6 protein-coding genes are annotated in these 17,290 nt (G+C 57.5%); 1 reads left to right on the forward strand and 5 read right to left on the reverse strand.

Going from position 1 to position 17,290, the window contains the following annotated elements; translation table 11 throughout:
- Nucleotides 1-41 precede the first annotated feature (41 nt).
- The 5 genes from Q371_RS09085 to Q371_RS09105 form a co-directional block, all read right to left on the reverse strand.
- Entirely contained in the window at nucleotides 42-5,018 is a 4,977-nt protein-coding gene (locus Q371_RS09085; RefSeq protein ID WP_169743816.1) for a right-handed parallel beta-helix repeat-containing protein, read from the reverse strand.
- Nucleotides 5,018-10,303: a hypothetical protein gene (locus tag Q371_RS09090; RefSeq protein ID WP_034339232.1), complete on the reverse strand. Its 5,286-nt coding sequence runs from the start codon at nucleotides 10,301-10,303 to the stop codon at nucleotides 5,018-5,020. The genes Q371_RS09085 and Q371_RS09090 overlap by 1 nt, the downstream gene beginning before the upstream one ends.
- Nucleotides 10,300-13,044, reverse strand: a complete 2,745-nt coding sequence (locus Q371_RS09095; protein WP_034339233.1) for an isopeptide-forming domain-containing fimbrial protein — start codon at nucleotides 13,042-13,044, stop codon at nucleotides 10,300-10,302. Before Q371_RS09095 ends, Q371_RS09090 begins: the two co-directional genes overlap by 4 nt.
- Nucleotides 13,045-13,126: 82 nt before the next feature.
- The gene (locus Q371_RS09100) at nucleotides 13,127-15,880 is read right to left on the reverse strand and encodes a beta strand repeat-containing protein (RefSeq protein WP_034339234.1); all 2,754 of its coding nucleotides are present in this window, start codon (nucleotides 15,878-15,880) and stop codon (nucleotides 13,127-13,129) included.
- Nucleotides 15,881-15,888: 8 nt separating this feature from the next.
- Complete coding sequence (locus tag Q371_RS09105; protein WP_051963844.1) at nucleotides 15,889-16,380, reverse strand: hypothetical protein; 492 nt, start codon at nucleotides 16,378-16,380, stop codon at nucleotides 15,889-15,891.
- Between the two features lie 371 nt (nucleotides 16,381-16,751).
- Between Q371_RS09105 and Q371_RS09115 the strand changes: the two genes are divergently transcribed.
- Nucleotides 16,752-17,258 carry a pyridoxamine 5'-phosphate oxidase family protein gene (locus tag Q371_RS09115; RefSeq protein ID WP_034339331.1) on the forward strand — a complete coding sequence of 169 codons (507 nt, stop codon included), beginning with the start codon at nucleotides 16,752-16,754 and terminating at the stop codon, nucleotides 17,256-17,258.
- Nucleotides 17,259-17,290: the final 32 nt, after the last annotated feature.

The following is a 17,290-nucleotide window of genomic DNA, read 5'->3' on the forward strand; positions in this document are numbered from 1 at the left end:
CCCCTCTGGAATCTCAGAGGGGGTTTTGTCTGTTCAGAAGTTCACTTCAGTTGCACACGGTACAGGAAGTAACCCGATTCTCCGGGTTTCACCACAGTTCCCGATCCACAAATGAAGTCCAGCGCAACGGTGATGGTGGTGGCGTTCTCTGCGGCCAGATCGAAGCTGTTGCCATTGGGGCAGAACAGTCGCACTTCGGCTGAACCAAACACGTCGGGCACCACAGTGGTTTCTCTGGGGACAGGATCGGAGAGGATCACTTTCGACACATTGGCCAATCCCAGATTGGTGTAGCTGATTTTGTATTCCAGCACCTGACCCACAGTGGCAGGTGCGGTGCTGCCGAAGGTGCCGCCCGTGCTGACGTTGCGCACTTCTTTGGTCAGTTTCAGTTGACCGCCGGTGGCACTCTGGATGGTGGTGGTGTCTTTCACGCTGACCGCATCGGTGACTGCAGGGCCGGTCCAGAGCAGGTTGGCCTGCACGGTGGCGGTGTCGGTGGTGCCAGCAGGCAGGTTGGAGGGAACCAGCACCCGAACCAGCACGTTGCAGCTGGAAAGGCTGCCATCCACATCTCTGGGCCAACTGCTGCTCACGGTCCAGAGGTTTCCAGAGGTGGCTTTCTCGGTGTCGGAGAAGGTGCCGTCACAGTTCAGGTCGCGGTACACCTGATAGCGCAGGGCTCCGGTCACGGTGAAGGTGGTGGTCCCGAGGGTGCCGGGCTGGTATTCGTGGATGTACTCGATGGTGCTGGGACTGAAAGCCTGCTGGCTCTGGTTGCTCCGGATCACGCTGGGCCGCACCACCCCGAAGTTCAGGGTGTCCTGCACGCTTCCCAGAGCAAGGGTCAGGATGCGTCTGGAAGCGTTGGGATCGGTGAAACTGCTGGCCAGACTGACCGATGCATTCGCAAGGTTGGTGCCGGTGGCTGGGCGCTCTGGGTGGCTGACCGTCACAGCGGTTCCTGCAAAGGCTGTGCCAAGGTACAGGGTGTAGCGTCCAGAGCCGTCGGTCAGGGCGTCTCGGGTGTTGCTTCCGCTGGTGGCAGTCACTTTGATGTTGCCCATTCCAGCTTCTTGCCCGTCTTGCAGGGCATTGTTGGCGGTGCCTCCGGTGCGTCCATCGTCGCGGAACACCACACCTGAAATGCGAATGCCTTTGAAGTACCCGAAATTCACATCGGTCACGTCTGTCCCTGCGATGGTGGCAGACACCTGTGCAGGAGTGGGGGACATCAGGATGAAGCCTGATGGGGTTGCTGGTGTGGTACCAGCCGCACTTCCAGTCACAATCACGGTATAACTGCCGGGGGGCAGGGCGGTGAAGCTGTAGGCACCCGTTCCTGCATTGACTGTGAAGGTTTTGTACACGGCACTGTTTTGCAGCAGGTTCACATACACGGTGCTGCCCCCCGTCCAGTTCTCGGGGTTGGTTTTGACCCGGTTGGCATCCACATCTTCGTAGACGCTGCCAGAGATTGTCCGTCCAGCAATCAGTTGCTGGTTGGCGCTGAACTCGGAGGTGCCGTAGGTGGCGAGGGTGCTGGTCAGGGTCACCGTGTCCGTGGTGGTCAGGCCAGTCACGGTCAGGAAGCAATTGAAGGTCCCATTCGAAGCGGTGGTGCAATTTCCGAGGTACCGTGAGGCCTCACCGTGGGGCACCAACAGTCCATCTCCGGTTTCGATGGCTCCGTTCTGGTTGGCCGGGTTGTTGTCTGCCAGAAACACTTCAATGATGAAGGTGCCTGCCACCGGACTGCTGGTTTTGCCCACCTGCCCTTTGATTTCCAGACTGTTTCCAGTCAGCACCGCATAGGTCAGGGTGGGGTAATCGATGGTCTGGTTCGCTGCGGTGGCGTTGTACAGGCTGTCGTTGGGTGTGACCCCATCTCCGGCCAGCAAACTGGTGCTGTCTGTGCGCAGGTCAATGCCCAGAGCACTGTTGTCGTAAATCAGGTTCTGGCTGATGGTGTTGTTGCTCGCACCTGCGGTGACCAGCACGCCCGTCCCGAGGTTGTTGGTGACCACGCTCTGAGAAAGGGTGTTTCCGCTGGACATCAAGCGCACCCCGGCCAGTACCCCGGTCTGGTCCAGCACGTTGCTGTCGATGGTGCTTTGCTGGATGCTGGCGGTTCCTGAACGAATGCCAATCCCGGCGCCCCGGTTGTTGGCAATCCGGTTCTGGGTCAGGGTGACAGCCCCTGTACCAGCGTTGGTGAATGCTGCAATGCTCGGGTATTCGATGGCATTGTTGCGGATTTCGTTTCCGGTGAAGCTCCCACTGGTGGTCCCGGAGAGGTACACCCCATATCCACCCGAGTACGCAAAAATGTTGCGGGTCACACTCAGGCCACTGCTGTTGTTCGCCAAGAGCAAGGCAGATTGGGTGCGGCTTCCTGAGCCCGGATCGGTCAGGGCATTGGCCGGGGTCCCAAACACATTCAGCTGGATGCTGGTGTTGCTGGCCTGCACCTGCAGGGCACCGTTGGGGGTGGTGCTGTCTCCAGAGCCAAAACCGTACAGGGCCAGACCTCGGATTTGCACGTTGCTTCCGGTCACCAGCAGCCCTTGTGTGAGGCTGCGGGCTCCAGAGATGCGAACCTCTGGTCCGGGCACCTGATTGAAGGCCACCGCTGTGCTGCCCACCGTGGTTCCTGTTCCCAGATTCACATTGTTGTTGTTCCCAATGTTGACCGTCTGGGTGGTGGCATCCAGAGAGGTGTTTGGCCCGGAAATGGTCTGGGTTGAGGTCAGGTTGATCACGGCAACATTGTTGTTGAGCTGGGCTGCTGGAATCATGAAAATGCTGTTTTCCACGCCAGCAGGCAGGCTTTCTGTCACCCCTGCACTGTTGATGCGCGAACCCACCTGTGCCAGAGAACTTTCATCTCCCAGTGCATTGGAGTTGATGATGAACTGGGCCAGAGAACCCTGACCGCTCGGGTTGGTGTTCACAATGGTGTCAAAATTGAAGCCGAAATCCACCCCATTAAAGTCGTAACTGGTCACGGTGATGGTGCTGACCGACTGGGCGGTTTCTGTTGAAGTGGTCAGGCTGGACAGCACAGCGGTGCTGGTGTTGCTCCCTGCGTCCACTTTGCTGGGGTCTTCACCCCCCACTTTGTTGGTGACCGGGGTGACCGTGAACCCGGAAGCGTCTGTGCGGTAGGTTTGCACAGGCAACAAACCCGACACGTATCCTGTTCTCGGGCTGGTGACGGTGTTGTTGACCACCCTCACTTTGTAGGTGCCCAGCGGCAGGTTCAGGAAGTAGTCGCCTGCACCGTTGGTGGTGGTGCTGTACTGGATGCCTGTGGTGGCGGTGTCGATGTCCACAGCGTTTCCGTTGCTGTCGTACACCTCAATCCGTGCGCTTCCACGTCCAGAGATGCCTCCAACGGTGGTGTTGCGTCCGGCACCCCCGCCGTAATTCATGTCGGTGAAGACTTTGCCCGAGATCTGGTAACTGAGCTGGGCACCCACCTGCACCACCACTGTGGCACTGCTGGAGGCAATCGAGTAGGTCTGATTGGTGATCAGGGTGTTGTAATTGATGCTGGCCCGGTTGTAGATGTTGGTGCCTGTGGTCACCCCTGCATTGATGGTGACCCGAAAGCGCACTTCTGTGGCATTGCTGAAATTGAAGGTTCCCCCGGTGCTGCCGTTGGCTCCGGTCCCTGCCCGCACCCGAATGCAGTTGACGCTGTTGGGCGTGCCTGCATTGTTCGGACAGAAAAGACCGTATTCGGCACGGTCATCTGCGTTGGTGTCGGTCATGGTGGCTCCATCGATTTTGATGCTGCCAGCCACATAACTGGTGTTGTCTGGAATGGCGTCGCTGAGGGTGACCAGTGTGGCCTGCCCCAGCCCTTCATTTTTCAGGTTGATCACGTATTCCAGTTGGTCGCCGGTGGCAATGTTGCCTCCGTTCAGATCGGTGACCCCCTTGGTGGTTTTCATGTCCGGCTGGTAAATGTCGGTGGCAAACGTCAACACCCCGGTGTAATAGGTGTCCCCGTTGGTGGTGAAATTGAAGTACGCGGTTTTGTCCCCGTTCTGTAAAGGGTTGCTGCTCCCAGAGAGGGTGAAGAAGTCCACATCCACCCCGAGGTTGTTGTTGTAGTTGGGGTTTTTGGCGGTGAAGGTTGCGCCCCCTCTGGAGATGGTGCTGTTGAAGGTGTTGCCAGAGGGGTTGACAGCATCCGTCAGGGGCTGGAAGGTGCTGCTGGTCCTTCCGATGCTGAGCTGGTCGCCTGTGAAATCCTGATCCCCCTCATACCCCATCACCCCGATCTCGGTGTTGATGGTTCCTTGCAGAGGGGTGGTGAATCCTGTCACCGAAATGGTGCCTGTGCCGGTGCCGCTGATGGTCTGGTACCCATCAAACACCGTCAGGCTTCTGGGTTGCAGTTGTGCCGGGTCACGGTAAACCACCACCAGACCCCACACCGCGTACTGGTCGCTTCCGCCCACACTGGCCCGCACCCCACCGATGGTGTAGGTGCCTGACCCTGCATTGCGAACCTGATTGGTGACATCCACAAAGGATTGGTAATCGTTGCCGTTTGCGTCCGTCTGGTTGGCGCTCAATGTGCTGTAACTTCCCCCGGGTGCTTTGAACCTCAACTGTCCACGGGCGGTGTTGGCTCCGCTGTCCCGAGCCGCCCAGTAAAGACCGGCCCACAACACCGTGGCATTGTTGGGCAGGGTCAGGTCTGCCGTGGAAGAGTTGTTGAAGGTGGGGGTGTCTGTGGTGTCCACGTCCACATAAGTGCTGATGTACTGGTTGTTGTTGTTGAGTTGTGAACCGCTGTTGGCGGTGCGGTTGCGGGCATTCACACACTGGGCCGCATTGGTTCCGGTGGTGGTGGAACAGGTCATCAGGGTGTTGCCAATCACCTGGATGTTGCCGGTGTCGGTGGTGGAAAAACGGGGTGAGAAACTGCGGGTGACCTGTGCACTGGCGGTCTGAAACAACAAAGCCAACAACAAAAGCAGGGGAAGAAAAAGTCTTTGCATCATTTGCCACCTTGGTTGAAGAGGGTTTCGGGGCTCACCTCGTCCTGTCCTTGCTCTGGGGTGACTTCAGGAGAGGGGATGGGATTCACTGCAGGGCTGGATGGGTCTGGTTGGATGGGGTTCTCTGGGAGGGTGCTGGGTCGGACAGGCTGGTTTTTGGGAACTTCGGGTTTGCTCTGGTCTTCATTTTTGAAGCTGTTTTCGTCCAGCAAAAAGTCCAGTCTGAAATAAAATCCGGCCTGACTGTCGATGGGTGCAATGCCTGTGAAGCCCCGAGGGTTGTACCCCACCGTTGCCCACACGCCGTTCCAGACATTCACACTGCCTTCAATGCCATATCCGAAAGCTTGTGTTCCAGTTCCGGGCTGGGTCATGTAACGCACCACAGCCCCGAGACCTATTTTATCGGTGATGAACAGGTTGGCTCCGGCCAGACCCTGAATGGTGAATGCGGAAGGGTCGTTCAGCAGGTGACGGGCATCCAGTTGTCCACGGATCTGGTAACTGGGCTGCACGTAATTTCCGGCCACATGTGCACTGAATTGGGGTGCAGAACGGGACAGGGTGCCATCTGCATACTGAACGCTTCCCAGCACCGTGCTGGCATTCATGCGTCCTGCAACATTCAGGTTGAGGCGGGTGCCCAGACCATCCGTACCAAACTCCCTCAAGGCATCAAACCCGAGGGTCCAGTCGCTGTCCAGTTTGCCGGTCATGGCAGCTTTGACAGACAGTTTGCCTCCACTCCCTGCGTCGGAATAATCCAGTCCAAGGCTGGCGTTCAGCCCTCTGGTGGTGTACTTCAGGGTGCTTCCGGTTCCGAGGCTGCCTTTGCCCGAAGAGAGGTCTCCAGAGAGGCTGCCTTTCAGGTCCACACTCCACAGGTCATCGAGTTGCAGGGTGGTGTTGCCGTTCAGTCTGGCCCGGTTGCCGTCTCCGCTGCTGTTGGGCAGTTCATACAAAACGGCGTAACTGGTGTTCCCGAGGGTGCTTTCCAGCCCAACAAACGCCCGGTTGTTGCCTCCCCAGGTGTACTCGTCTTTGAAGACCAGTTGGGTGGTGCGGTCCAGTTTGTAATTGGCCCGCAAGGTGGTGGTGTGGGGGTCCGAAGAAAAATTGAACTGCTGGTCCACGGCCACATTCCAGTTGTCCTGCTCGTAAGCCGCCCCAAGGAACAGGCTGAGGTTGTTCTTGATCCCAAAGTTCTTGCCCAGTCGCACAGATCCGCTCAGGGCGTCTTGCTTGTACTGGAAACCGGTTCTCAGGCTGGCCTGCTCTGCTTTTGCAAAAGTGTCGTAATCGGCCTGACCCAGCCACGACCAGTTGCGGTCAAAGCGGTAACTGGCCTGCAAGTTCAGGTTCACCCCATCTTGCTGCTTGTCCAGCCCTTTGTAACCTTCGGACTGCACTCCGCCTTTCAGGGAAACCGACCAGGGCTGGTTGTTCAGAGAGGCACTGGCCACTGAACGGTAACCCGAGTAATCGGTGCTGGACTGGCCTTCCACTTTGGCAATTTCGCTTTTTGCAGAAAAAACCACCGTGGCGGTGGATCCCTCGGGCAGGCGCACCGCTGCCAGTTTGACCGAAGCGTTGTCGGTTTTGCTGCTGACCTGCACCCCCCACGCTGCGAAGTGGGTGGTGTCTTCTGCGGTGGTGTAGGTCACCCGGATCCGCACGGGGTTCAGTTCATCGTCCAGACCCACCAGAGGTTGCCCAAATTCGATGATGCCGTGCAGATAGTCCATCACGTAATCTGTGCCTGCATTCAGCAGTTTGACGGTTTCTTCCCCTTTGATGGTGGTGACCAGTTCCACCCTTTCGCTGGAGGAGTCGATGTTGGCATCTGGCAGGGCGTAGGTTCTGGCCCCCACCGGGGTGATCTCGAAGGTGCGTTTTTGACTGGGCACCAGACCCACAAATGCCGAAAGCTGGTCCAGTTGCGGGGTCTCGGGGCTCAGGTCGGCGGTCTGACCACTCAGGTACACGTGGGTTTGCGGGATGGGCAGGGCATCCACCGGAACCGGGCCTTCACGGTAGGCCAGTTTGAACTCGGGATGGTCGTACTGGAAAGCGATGGGGGTGTCACCATACAGGGGCTGTTCTTCGATGCTGGCATCGCCACGCAGGGCAAAATTCTGCTGGGTGTTTTTCTCCAACCCTGCACTGTTGATGGCCAGTTGCAATTGCCCGTTCCCCAGAGGGGTTTCCAGATACGCTGCCCCTTTGCCCTGCACCTGAAACGGTGAAACATGGGCGGTGATGCTGGCCATGCCGATGCCCACCTGACGGGTGCTGAACTGCAAAGGCACTTCCAGAGTGCTGTCCAGAAGGCCAAATTTCAGGGTGAGGGCCACAGGTCGGGTGCTGGTGGTGGGACGCAATTCCAGCAAAGCTTCACCGTCCAGCATCCGCACCTGATAGCCCCCCTCAAAAGGGTTCATGTCGGGTTGACCGGGTTCCAGGGTGGTCAGCACATCCACGAAGCCCTCTCCGCTGGGCAGGCCACTGGCGTCTCTGGCGACAATTTTGAACCGGATGGGGGTGATTCCGTCAGCCAGATTTTGAACAGGCTCAACCGTGAGTTTCTCGGGTGCTCCAGCCAGAAACACTTCAATCTGTTCCTGCCCGAGGGTCAGGGTGTTTTTGCCTTTCTGCAGTTCCAGACCCACATACTCGTAAGTGGAGGTTCCCGTGTCCGGATCCAGACTGCGCAATCCCACGCTGCTGTCTGGCACAGGTTGCCCATTGATTTGCAGGTCTGCGCTCTGGTCGGCGGGCAGTTGCACTTTCACGGAAATGCGGTCCCGGTTGCGAACCACGGTCCCTGCCAGAGGCAACTTGATGGCCCCACTGTTTTCGGTGCGGGCTTCAATGGGCCGGGCAAACTGGTAATCCGACAGATGGAAGGTTCCCGAGAGCGTTTCAGGCTCACGGTTCTGCACGAGTGCGACCACCAGAGGTTCCGCCACGTTTTCAAGGCTTCTCTGGTGGGTCACCTGATACTTCAGGGTGCCACGGCCCAGGGCTTTGATTTTCCAGTACAGGGTTCCGCTGTTTCCAATCAAGGGATCAGGCAAGGGCTCACCATTCAGGGTGCTGCTGCCAGCCACATACTCGCTGCCCTCTGGCAGAAGGTGCCCCAGCACCAAATCCTGTGCTGTGCTGTTTTGCACGAAAGGCAATTCAAACTCGCTTTCACGTGTCAGGGTGTACACATTGAGCACATCTGTGGAAAGCTCCACAGGTTGGGCCACCACGGTTTCTCCCATGAAGGCCGTGAATTGCTGTGCCACCGTACCGGGCTTTGAGAAACGTGCATTCCACTCCAGCACGGTTTCTTCAAACGCCTCCAGTTGGATCAGCCGGGTTTCCTGCTCGGACAGTTGCACGGTGTCGTCGTGTTTGCCTTCCAGACGAAACGCAATGGGTCTGGGCAGAGGGTTTTTGATTTTCAGGGTGTAAGTGGCATCCTCACCCATCCGGATGCCTGAGCGGTTCAGGGACAGGTCAAACTGCACCAGAGCCCTCTGGACGGGCAGGGTGTTCACCTGTTCTCCGGCTTCACTGTTTACCGTGCTGCGCAGGGTCCCGGTGGCTTCTGCTCCGTAGGTGGTCTCTGCGAGAAACACATGGGAGGCTTCCTCACCGGGAGCAAGGGTTCCAGAGAATTCGCTTTCGGTGAGGGGTTTCAAAAAGCCCTCGGCATCGTTTTTCAGGGTGTAGTTGGCCGTGCGGGTTCCGGTGTTCTTCAGGCCAATCCGGATGGTTTGCTGCTCACCGGGCAGGGCAGGAGACTGCACCCCCGAGACCTGCATTTCCAGTTGGGCTTGCTGGATGCCCAGTCGGGTTTCGGTGCGGGTCTCGCCGGTGTCGCTTTTCAGCAAGGTGCGGTAGACCACCTGACCGGGCGCAGTGGGGCTCACTTTCACGGGCACCACAAAGGTTTTTTCTTCACCTGCCTTCAGGGAAAAAGTCTCGTTCAGGGCTTCCGTGCTGATGCCTGCATCATGCATGCTGCTGAGTTCAAGGGCACCACTCGGGACGGTCCCACTGTTTTTCACAGTGACCTTCAGGGTCATTTCGCTTCCGGGGTCGGCCAGAGGGGTGGAGGGCACCACATCCACCTGCAACAGGGAACTGTCGTACACCGTCACCGTCTGGGTGGCTTGTGTTCCAAAAGGACTGAGTTGTGCAGCCACAGTCGCCAACCCCGAGCGTGAGGGCATGGCTTTCACCACCAGTTCGGCTGGACGGTCTTTTTTGATGGGGCGGGTCACTTCCAGAGCGTCCTGAGAAGTGAAGCCCTCTGGAAGCTGAATGGACAGGGTCGCAGGAATCAGGCTGTCAAAGTCCGTCGAGGCCACCGCTTTGAACACAAACCCTTCAGACAGGCTGGCCGCATCTTTTTCAGCGGTCAGGGTGACACGGGTCTGGGGCACGTACTCCAAACGCAAGATGCCACTCTGGCCCCCTTGCAATTGCACCTGAGCAGGGGCATTCAGCACGGTTCCATTCAGAGGGTTTCCCTGAAGGCTCTGGGGTCCGGGTTCCACCACCAGCACGGTTCCATTGGCAGGCACCTGCACGGTTTTTCCATTCAGGGTGGCCTGTGTTCCCATGGAGCGTGCCTCGTCAGGAAGATTCAGGAGCGCCACCACACTCACAAAAGCCGGGGTGGTTTCATCCACAGGGTACAGATCAAGGGTGTCTCCAGACAGGCTGGCTTGCAGCACGCTGGGATCGGTGTCTGGCTGGCTCTGGCGACCCGAGACCAGATAAGGCCCACCCTCTTTGCTGAGGGGCACCTCGGCAGGCAAAGAGACCAGTTGGTTGCGCCCCGAGTTGTCGGTGATTTGCACCACCGTTTCCATGCCAGAACGGGCTTCCAGTTTCAAGACTGTGCTCTCCTGCACGTCATTCAGCAGCATCAGCGGCTGAAAGTGGCTGCCTTGCACCCTGAAATTCAGGGCAGGATAGGACACCCGACCCTGATTCACCCGGAATTGGGCACTGCTGGACAGCCCCTCAATGGGATGGCTTCCTGCCACAAGGTCTCCAGAGAAAACCGTGTTCCAGCTGGAAGTCAGGGTCATGGTTTGACCCTGAACCCTAGCCTCATCCTGGCCTTTGCCTTGCAACTCCACTTTGCCGTCCTGATCCAGCCGGATGGTGGCCTGATCGGCATTCCAGAGCACTTCGCCCGAGGGAAGCTCGGGGAGCACCACCCGGGCAGCAAAAGACATGGAAGTCAGCAGGAAAGTCAGGGAAGCAAACAGGCGTTTCATTTCACTTCCCACGATACCTGTGGATCCGTTACGGCACTCTCGCCGGGATTTGTTAACACGAATTCATACTGCAGGATGGTTTCACCAGCACTGAACAGGTCGTCGGTCAGGGTGTGCTGACCCAGCACCAGTTCGGCACCACGGGGCAAGAGGTCTTCCAGCAGAAAATTCTCCAGATCGGTTTTGGCTTGCACCTTCAGGGTGACAGCGTAGCGGTTGTCTGAACGTTTCTCAATGGTTTTTTGCACCGACACCGGACCAAAGTTCAGGCGGGTGGAGCGCAGCAGATCGGTGTGGGCTCTGGCGGTTTGCAAGGGGAAATCCAGCGTTCCCAAACCTGTGAGCATCATGGACTGGGTGCCCCGCTGTCCACCGTCCTGAGGGGTGGCTCTGGGCACATAACCCACCGAGTTGGGATCCAGACGCACGGCCCACACCCCATTGTCCAGCCCATCGAAGCTGTAACGGCCCATCTTGTCGGTCAGGACCATCCGGCCTCCTGCCAGAATCACACGGGCTTTTTCCACGGGTCGGTCGGTCTCTGGCTCGAACGTGCCGTTGTCGTTGATGTCCAGATACACCCGTCCAACCAGAGTGGCCAGAGGCCGGGCCAGTCCGCCCACCACTTTTGCGGTGGCGACTGCGGTGGACTGCATGGCAATCACAGTGGTCTGTGCGCTGTTCATGCCCACGGCAGTGAACTCTGCGGTGTTCTGGATTTTCTCAGAGACCTCTGGCAGCACACGGGTCTGGAAGGTGATGGTCAGCACAGCACCTGCTTCCAGATCGGGCAGGCCCGTCCAGGTGATGCGCTGTCCTGAAACGCCGGGGTCCTTGAAGGCCACCCCGTTCACGCGGGTGCTTCCAGCAAGGTAAGCCAGTCCTTTGGGCAGGTCGTCCACAATTTTCACCTGAGAGACTTTGCCACTCGGGCTGCGGTTGGTGGCGGTCAGTTTCCAGCCCAGCTGGTCACCGATCATCACCTGATCTTGCAGGGCGGCCTTGGCGAACAGGATCCCCGAGGACCACACGCCCAACACCACTTCATTGGAGAGTTTGTTTTTGACTTCATCGCTGGTCAGGCTGAAGGTGTTGCGCAGCAAAGCGCCATCGGACAGCTCCTGTTTCAGTTTGACCGTCACCAGAATGCTGTTCTTGCCGGGCTTGACCGTGCCCAGCTTCCAGACCAGAGCGGTCTGGTTCTCGGGCAGGGAGGTGATGCCGGGTTGCACGGATGCACGGATGAAGTCCAGACCGGTCATCAGGGTGTCTTGCACCGTCACATTGTGCAGGTCCACCCCTGTGGCATTGGTGTACTCCAGCAGGTAAGTGAAAGACTCACCTGAAAGGTAAGGTCCAAAAACCGGAGCTTGCCCCCGCGCATCCTTGATGCTCTTGTTCAAAAGCACCGCATCGCTGGCCACCAGATTCAGTTTCACCACATCCCAGGTCCGGTTGATGGGACCGTGTGCAGAGGTGGCCGTCAATTGAAATTCCACGTTTCCGGTCAGCCTGTTGCTGGTTTTTTCATAGCACACCCAGTAATTCAGGGCTTCTCTGGCTTTCAGGCGCACAGGTTGAACCAGAGGCAAACGGAACAGGTTCAGGAAAACAGCGTTCCAGCCTTCAGGGGTCTGTGCAGTCAGGGTGTAGTCGTCTTCACTGTTGGAGGTGTTCAGCAAGGTGTGCTCAAAGCACATCTCTGCATCGGGAAGGGTGATCTCCTGACTCTGGCGGTCTGCGGCAGAACCTTCAGGGGCTTCCGGGTCATTCACAGGCCCGAGTGCCACCCCGTACTGCGCCTCAATGGTCATGCTGGCACGGGCTTCCACATTCAGATTCACGTTGTTCAGGGAATTGGCTTTTGCGGTGGCAAGGTTCTCGCGGGGACCGGCCAGAGCTGTTGCGGTGGCCTGCACCTGAAATTCCAGAACCGCCTGCTCCATGGGAGCGAGTTCCGTCAGGGTGGCGGTCACCATTCCACCCATCTCCTGCACCACAGGACTGCTGTCCAGGGGCTTCAGGCTGTTTTTCACAAACACCAGACCCTTCAGGGTGCTCTGGTTCAGGTCATCCTGAATCAGCACGTCTTTCAGGTAGGTGTTTCCGGTGTTCTTCAGGGTCAGGCGCACCGTGGCCCGCTCACCCGGTTTGACCACTTCAGGGGTGATGCTTTTGATCAGGGTCATGCTGCTCTGGGTGTTCAACTTGACCTGAAACACGTTGTTGTCGTCTTTTTCACCTGTTGCACAACTGGCGGTCGGATTGAAATGTGTGTCTCCAGAGGCGTTTTTGGGCACCGTGAACACCATCAACAGTTTGAGGGCATCATTGGCATTCAGATCATGGCGGGTTTGTTCAACATCCAAACTGTCCTGTTCGCCGTTGCCGTTGACATCTCTGAAAAACTTCACATTCTCCGGGGTCCAGGTGGGATTCACCTGCATCCAGTTCAGGGTGAAGGTTCCTGCTTCATTCCCGAGGTTTTGCAGGGTCAAAGGGACCACCACTTTGCCACCGGGAATGCTTTCAAAGACCTGCCCCGGACGGCTCAAATCGCCATCCGGGGTCAGATTGGGGATGCACACACCTGTGATGGTGGTGCTGACTGCGTTGCTGAACACATCCGCATCATCGGCAGACACGGTGGCCTGATTGATGATGGTGCTGCCCGAGGGGGTGGTTGCAAAAGCAGAGCCGAGGGTCAGGAGGGTCAAAAAGGAAAGAAAGGATTTGTTCACCTGGGATACCTCAATTTCTGGATTGCAAATGGCCCTCGGGCAGCACAAAGGCAGGGCAGACATGCCACCCTGCCAGACGAGATCACTGAACTTTGACTTTGAAGATCACGGTGCCGACAGCGCTGGGGGCAAGGGCATCGCTGCTGTTGATGGTGCCATCTGAGTTGGTGTCGAAGGCCACGAAGATGGTGCGGTTGCTGCCCCACTCGGCGGCATCAATGACCCCGTCGGAGTTGGCGTCAGCCGTGGCCCAGGTGGTCCAGGTCTGACCGCCGTCTCTGGACACCAGCACTTTGTTCTTGGCGATGGTGGCGGTGTCGATGTCGAGGCTGAAGAAATCGGTGTAGTTGGGCACCGGGTCAGACACGATCACCTTGCTGATGGGCTGGGTGCCGATGTTCTGGGAGCTGATGGTGTAAGTGAGCACATCGCCGGGTTTCGCGGTCGCTTGATCCACAGCCTTGGTGACTTTCAGGTTGCCCCCGATCACTGCGGTGGAGTCGTTGGCAGAGACGGTGGCTTCCTGGGTGTAAGACAGGAGGGTGCTGTTGTTGAAGTCCACCCCGGCGGTCACAGCAACAGTTTCGTTGGTTCCGATGGCGGTTCCTGCAGGCACAATCACCCGGACCACGATGGTGCGGTTGGTTCCTGCAGCCAGCACGAATGCTTCAGGGTTCACGGCAAAGCTTGCTCCTCCATCGATGGAAATCAGGTAGGTGAAGCCTTTGCTGCTGGTCATGCTGGTCAGGTCGATGATGGCTGGAGCGTTGCCGGTGTTGGTGATGGTGTGGGTGTACTCGATGGTGCCAGGGGCGCCCACGGTTCCGCTGCGGTCAGGCAGCATCTGCACACTGTTCACGGCATTCACGCTGACCGGGAAAGTCAGGGTGTCCTGCTGGCTGGGGCTGTTGTTGCTGCTGATCACCACAGGCACATTGTCCACACCGGGAACGTCGCCGTAGGGAGGGGTCAGCACAACCACGTACTTGGTGGTGGTTCCGGGGCCCATCAGTGGGGTGGAGTTCACGGCCACACCCAGCTCACCTGCATCCACCACACCATCACCATCAGCGTCATTCCACTGGTAGACGGTGGCGGTGTAACCGGGGAAGCCAGCAAGGTTGGGGGTCAGGTTGTAAGAGTCGTTCTGCTGACCGTTGTTGGTGACCGAGAAACCGTACTGGATGCTGGAACCGGGGTTGGTGCTCTGGGTGGGGGCGGTGTCGTTGTTGGGATCGGTGTCGGTGCCGTTCAGGGGGGTGGCATCGGCGTCCATGCCGTAACCGGACTGGACAGCGCCAGCCTGTAGCACCACAGTGTCCACACCGTCGTTCAGGGTGGCTGCGTTGCCAGAGGGGTTGCCCACGCTGGTGGCGGTCAGGGTCAGGCTGGGCACGTTGCCCACAGTGGCGTTGGTGGGAACCTGGCATTTCAACACGATGTCCTGGGTCACGCCACTGGCCAGAGGACCAAAGGTGGAGGGCAGGGGGGTGATGCCGTCAGGGTAGAACAGCAGGCAGTTCTGCACATCAGACAGGCCCGAGGTGGCAAGGGTGAAGCTGTCGGAGGTGTTGCTGTTGTTGGTGATCTTCACATTGAAGACCAGTTGGCTGCCCTGATACACGCTTCCAGAGGCCGTGATGGTGTCTGCGCCATCGGTGGCCTGACCCGAGCCGTTGTTTTGACCCGCAGCAATCGCGTAGCTGGTGGCAATGGTGTTGGTGGTCTGGTTGGAGGTGACCGTTTCAGGGGTGCCGTCGCCGTTCAGGTCCACAGTCAAAGAGCCGGTGTTGTTGATGGCGGTGTTGGCCGGAATGGTGGTGGCTGCGTTGCCGTCCGTCACGGTGACTTTGAAATCCAGACTGTATTGGGCGGTCTGGGGGAAGAACGCAGGAGCAGTGGCGTGGTTGACGTTCTCGATCAGCAAGCCCACCTTGGTTGCAGAAGCAGAAATGGTGGTGGTCCATGCGCCAGAGACATAGTAGTAGACTGCAACGGTTCCAGCACCTGCGCTGGCATTGGGGGTGTAGCTGGTGTCCAGGACGGTGTTGGCGGGCAGGGTGTCACTGACGAAAATGCCGTTCTTGCCGGGAATCACGTTGGCCACAGAAGAAGCGGCGCTGCCCCCGGTGTTGCTGCCTTTCAGGGTGTACACAATGGTGTCGCCCTCTTTGATGGAGGTGGGGCCACTGGCGGTTTTGTTGAAAGTCATCACGGCCTGGGTGGTGACGGTGACTCTGGCGGTGTTGTTCAGGCTGCTGCCTGTGCCGGTCTCAGGAAAGGTGCCGGAAGCGACTGTGCTTCCGGTGCCCACCAGATTCATGTTGACTGTGTTGTTGTTGACCAGGGTGCCGGGGGTGGTGACGGCAGCCACCAGTTTGACCACTTCATCTGGGGCAAGTGTGATGGAAGAACTGGTGATTTCGGTTTCACCGCTGTCCACCAGACCGTTCTGGTTGGCATCGATGTACAGTTTTTTGGCAGAGAAGTTGTCGCTGTCGCCGGTCAGGTCATTGATGGAAAAGGACACCGAAATGTTGGCGTTGCCGGTGTTGGTGACGGTGTAGGGGAAATACACTTCCTGACCCGCCAGAGCACTCTTCTGTTGAGCAGGTGCAGTCCCAGCAGAAGCTTCATCCGGGGTGATGCTGAAAGAAGGCAACTCCTGAACCACCGTGATCACCTGATTGGAAACGGTGGACTGTGCACGGCCTTGATCGTCAAGGTAACTGGCAGAGGCAACGTTGCGGATTTCGGTTCCAGCAAGTGTGCCAGCGGCCTGTGCGGCGGCGGAGAGCAGAAGGGCAGTGGAGAGGAGCAGTTTTTTGTTCATCATCGGGTCACCTATTTGACGTTCACGCGAACTTCGAGGGTCTGGGAGGCTTCAGGTTGCAGGCTTTTGAGAACCCATTTGACATGGGTGTATTGCTGGGGTGGGATGGTGACCTCTCTGGAAATTTGTTTTCCATTTTCCTCGACCATTACGGTTTTCTTGAGGGGCTCTGGAGCAAAGGACTTGCCACCGTCTGCGCTGTATTGCAGGGCTGCCCCCTCAAATGCTGTGGCCGAATTGGCCAGGTACTGGGTCTGGTCGGGAATGGGTTGCACGATGGAAACGTTGCTCAGGGCTTTGCGGGTGGTGTTTTGCACGGCTGTGGAGAGCACCAGCAAATCTTTCGGTTTGACCGAAGTGGGGTTGAGTTTGCGATTTTCCTGAATCTTGCCGTCTTTGGTCTGGGTCGTCACCAGGTAGGTGCTGCTTTTGACCACCAGAGCACTGGTCGTGGCCGAAACAAGCAAAAGGGGGACAACCCACAGAGCTGTGAGCGTTTTCATCGTTCCTCCATGAGAACTTGAAGTGGGTTCAGTGTAGACCTCTGCACGTGGCAGGAGTCTTAAGGGTTTTTATTAATTTGGGTTAACGTGTATGGCCAAAGTGTGTCCAGACCGTCAAGTTTTACTTACAATTCCCAGAACGGTTTTTGTTTTCAGGGCCTGCTGGATGATCTGCATCAAATGTTTTGTGGCTTTGCCTGAAAAAGAGTTTACATCAGGTGAAAGGCTTGAGGACTTCAGGTTCAGTTGTGGCCTGTCTTACCAGTGGGTTGCAGAAAAACATACATACCTTTCGGAGTTCGCCTCTTAAGATGAACAGGCAAAACCAGAGAAACCCACAGAAACATTGCAAACCTTTCAAGGAGGCTTTCATGAACGATCCCAAACAAACCGCACACACTGAATTTTTGGCCAAAATCAACGAACTCCTCAAAGACATCCGCATCGCCATGCTCACCACCCAGCATCAAGGAGGAGAGCTGTTCAGCCGTCCCATGACCACACAGGAAGCCGAATTTGATGGCACCCTGTATTTTCTGACCAGCAAAAAAACCGGAAAAATCGCTGACCTTGTGCAGTTCCCGAAGGTCAATTTGGCCTACAGCCACCCCGGAAAAAACAGTTATGTCAGCGTCTCTGGCCGTGCACAGCTCCTCGATGACCGTCAGAAGATTGATGAACTCTGGAACCCCATCAACGCAGCATTTTTTCCTGACGGCAAAGACGATCCAGACATTGTGGTGCTCAAAATCGAAGCCGAGAGCGCTGAGTACTGGGACAGCCCGAGCAGCAAAATCGTGCAGGCCTACAGTTTCATCAAGACCGCCATCACAGGCGACCATGACCATGCAGGTGAAAACGAACGCCAGAAAATCTGAGTTGCATTTGTGCGTTTTTTGGCCTGATGTGA

The sequence above is a fragment of the Deinococcus misasensis DSM 22328 genome (assembly GCF_000745915.1).
Lineage (GTDB): Bacteria > Deinococcota > Deinococci > Deinococcales > Deinococcaceae > Deinococcus_C > Deinococcus_C misasensis.

Coding starts and splice junctions, on each gene's coding strand:
- Q371_RS09105 (WP_051963844.1), bottom strand. CDS start 16,380: ATGAAAACGCTCACAGCTCTGTGGGTTGTCCCCCTTTTGCTTGTTTCG.
- Q371_RS09085 (WP_169743816.1), bottom strand. CDS start 5,018: ATGCAAAGACTTTTTCTTCCCCTGCTTTTGTTGTTGGCTTTGTTGTTT.
- Q371_RS09100 (WP_034339234.1), bottom strand. CDS start 15,880: ATGATGAACAAAAAACTGCTCCTCTCCACTGCCCTTCTGCTCTCCGCC.
- Q371_RS09115 (WP_034339331.1), top strand. CDS start 16,752: ATGAACGATCCCAAACAAACCGCACACACTGAATTTTTGGCCAAAATC.
- Q371_RS09090 (WP_034339232.1), bottom strand. CDS start 10,303: ATGAAACGCCTGTTTGCTTCCCTGACTTTCCTGCTGACTTCCATGTCT.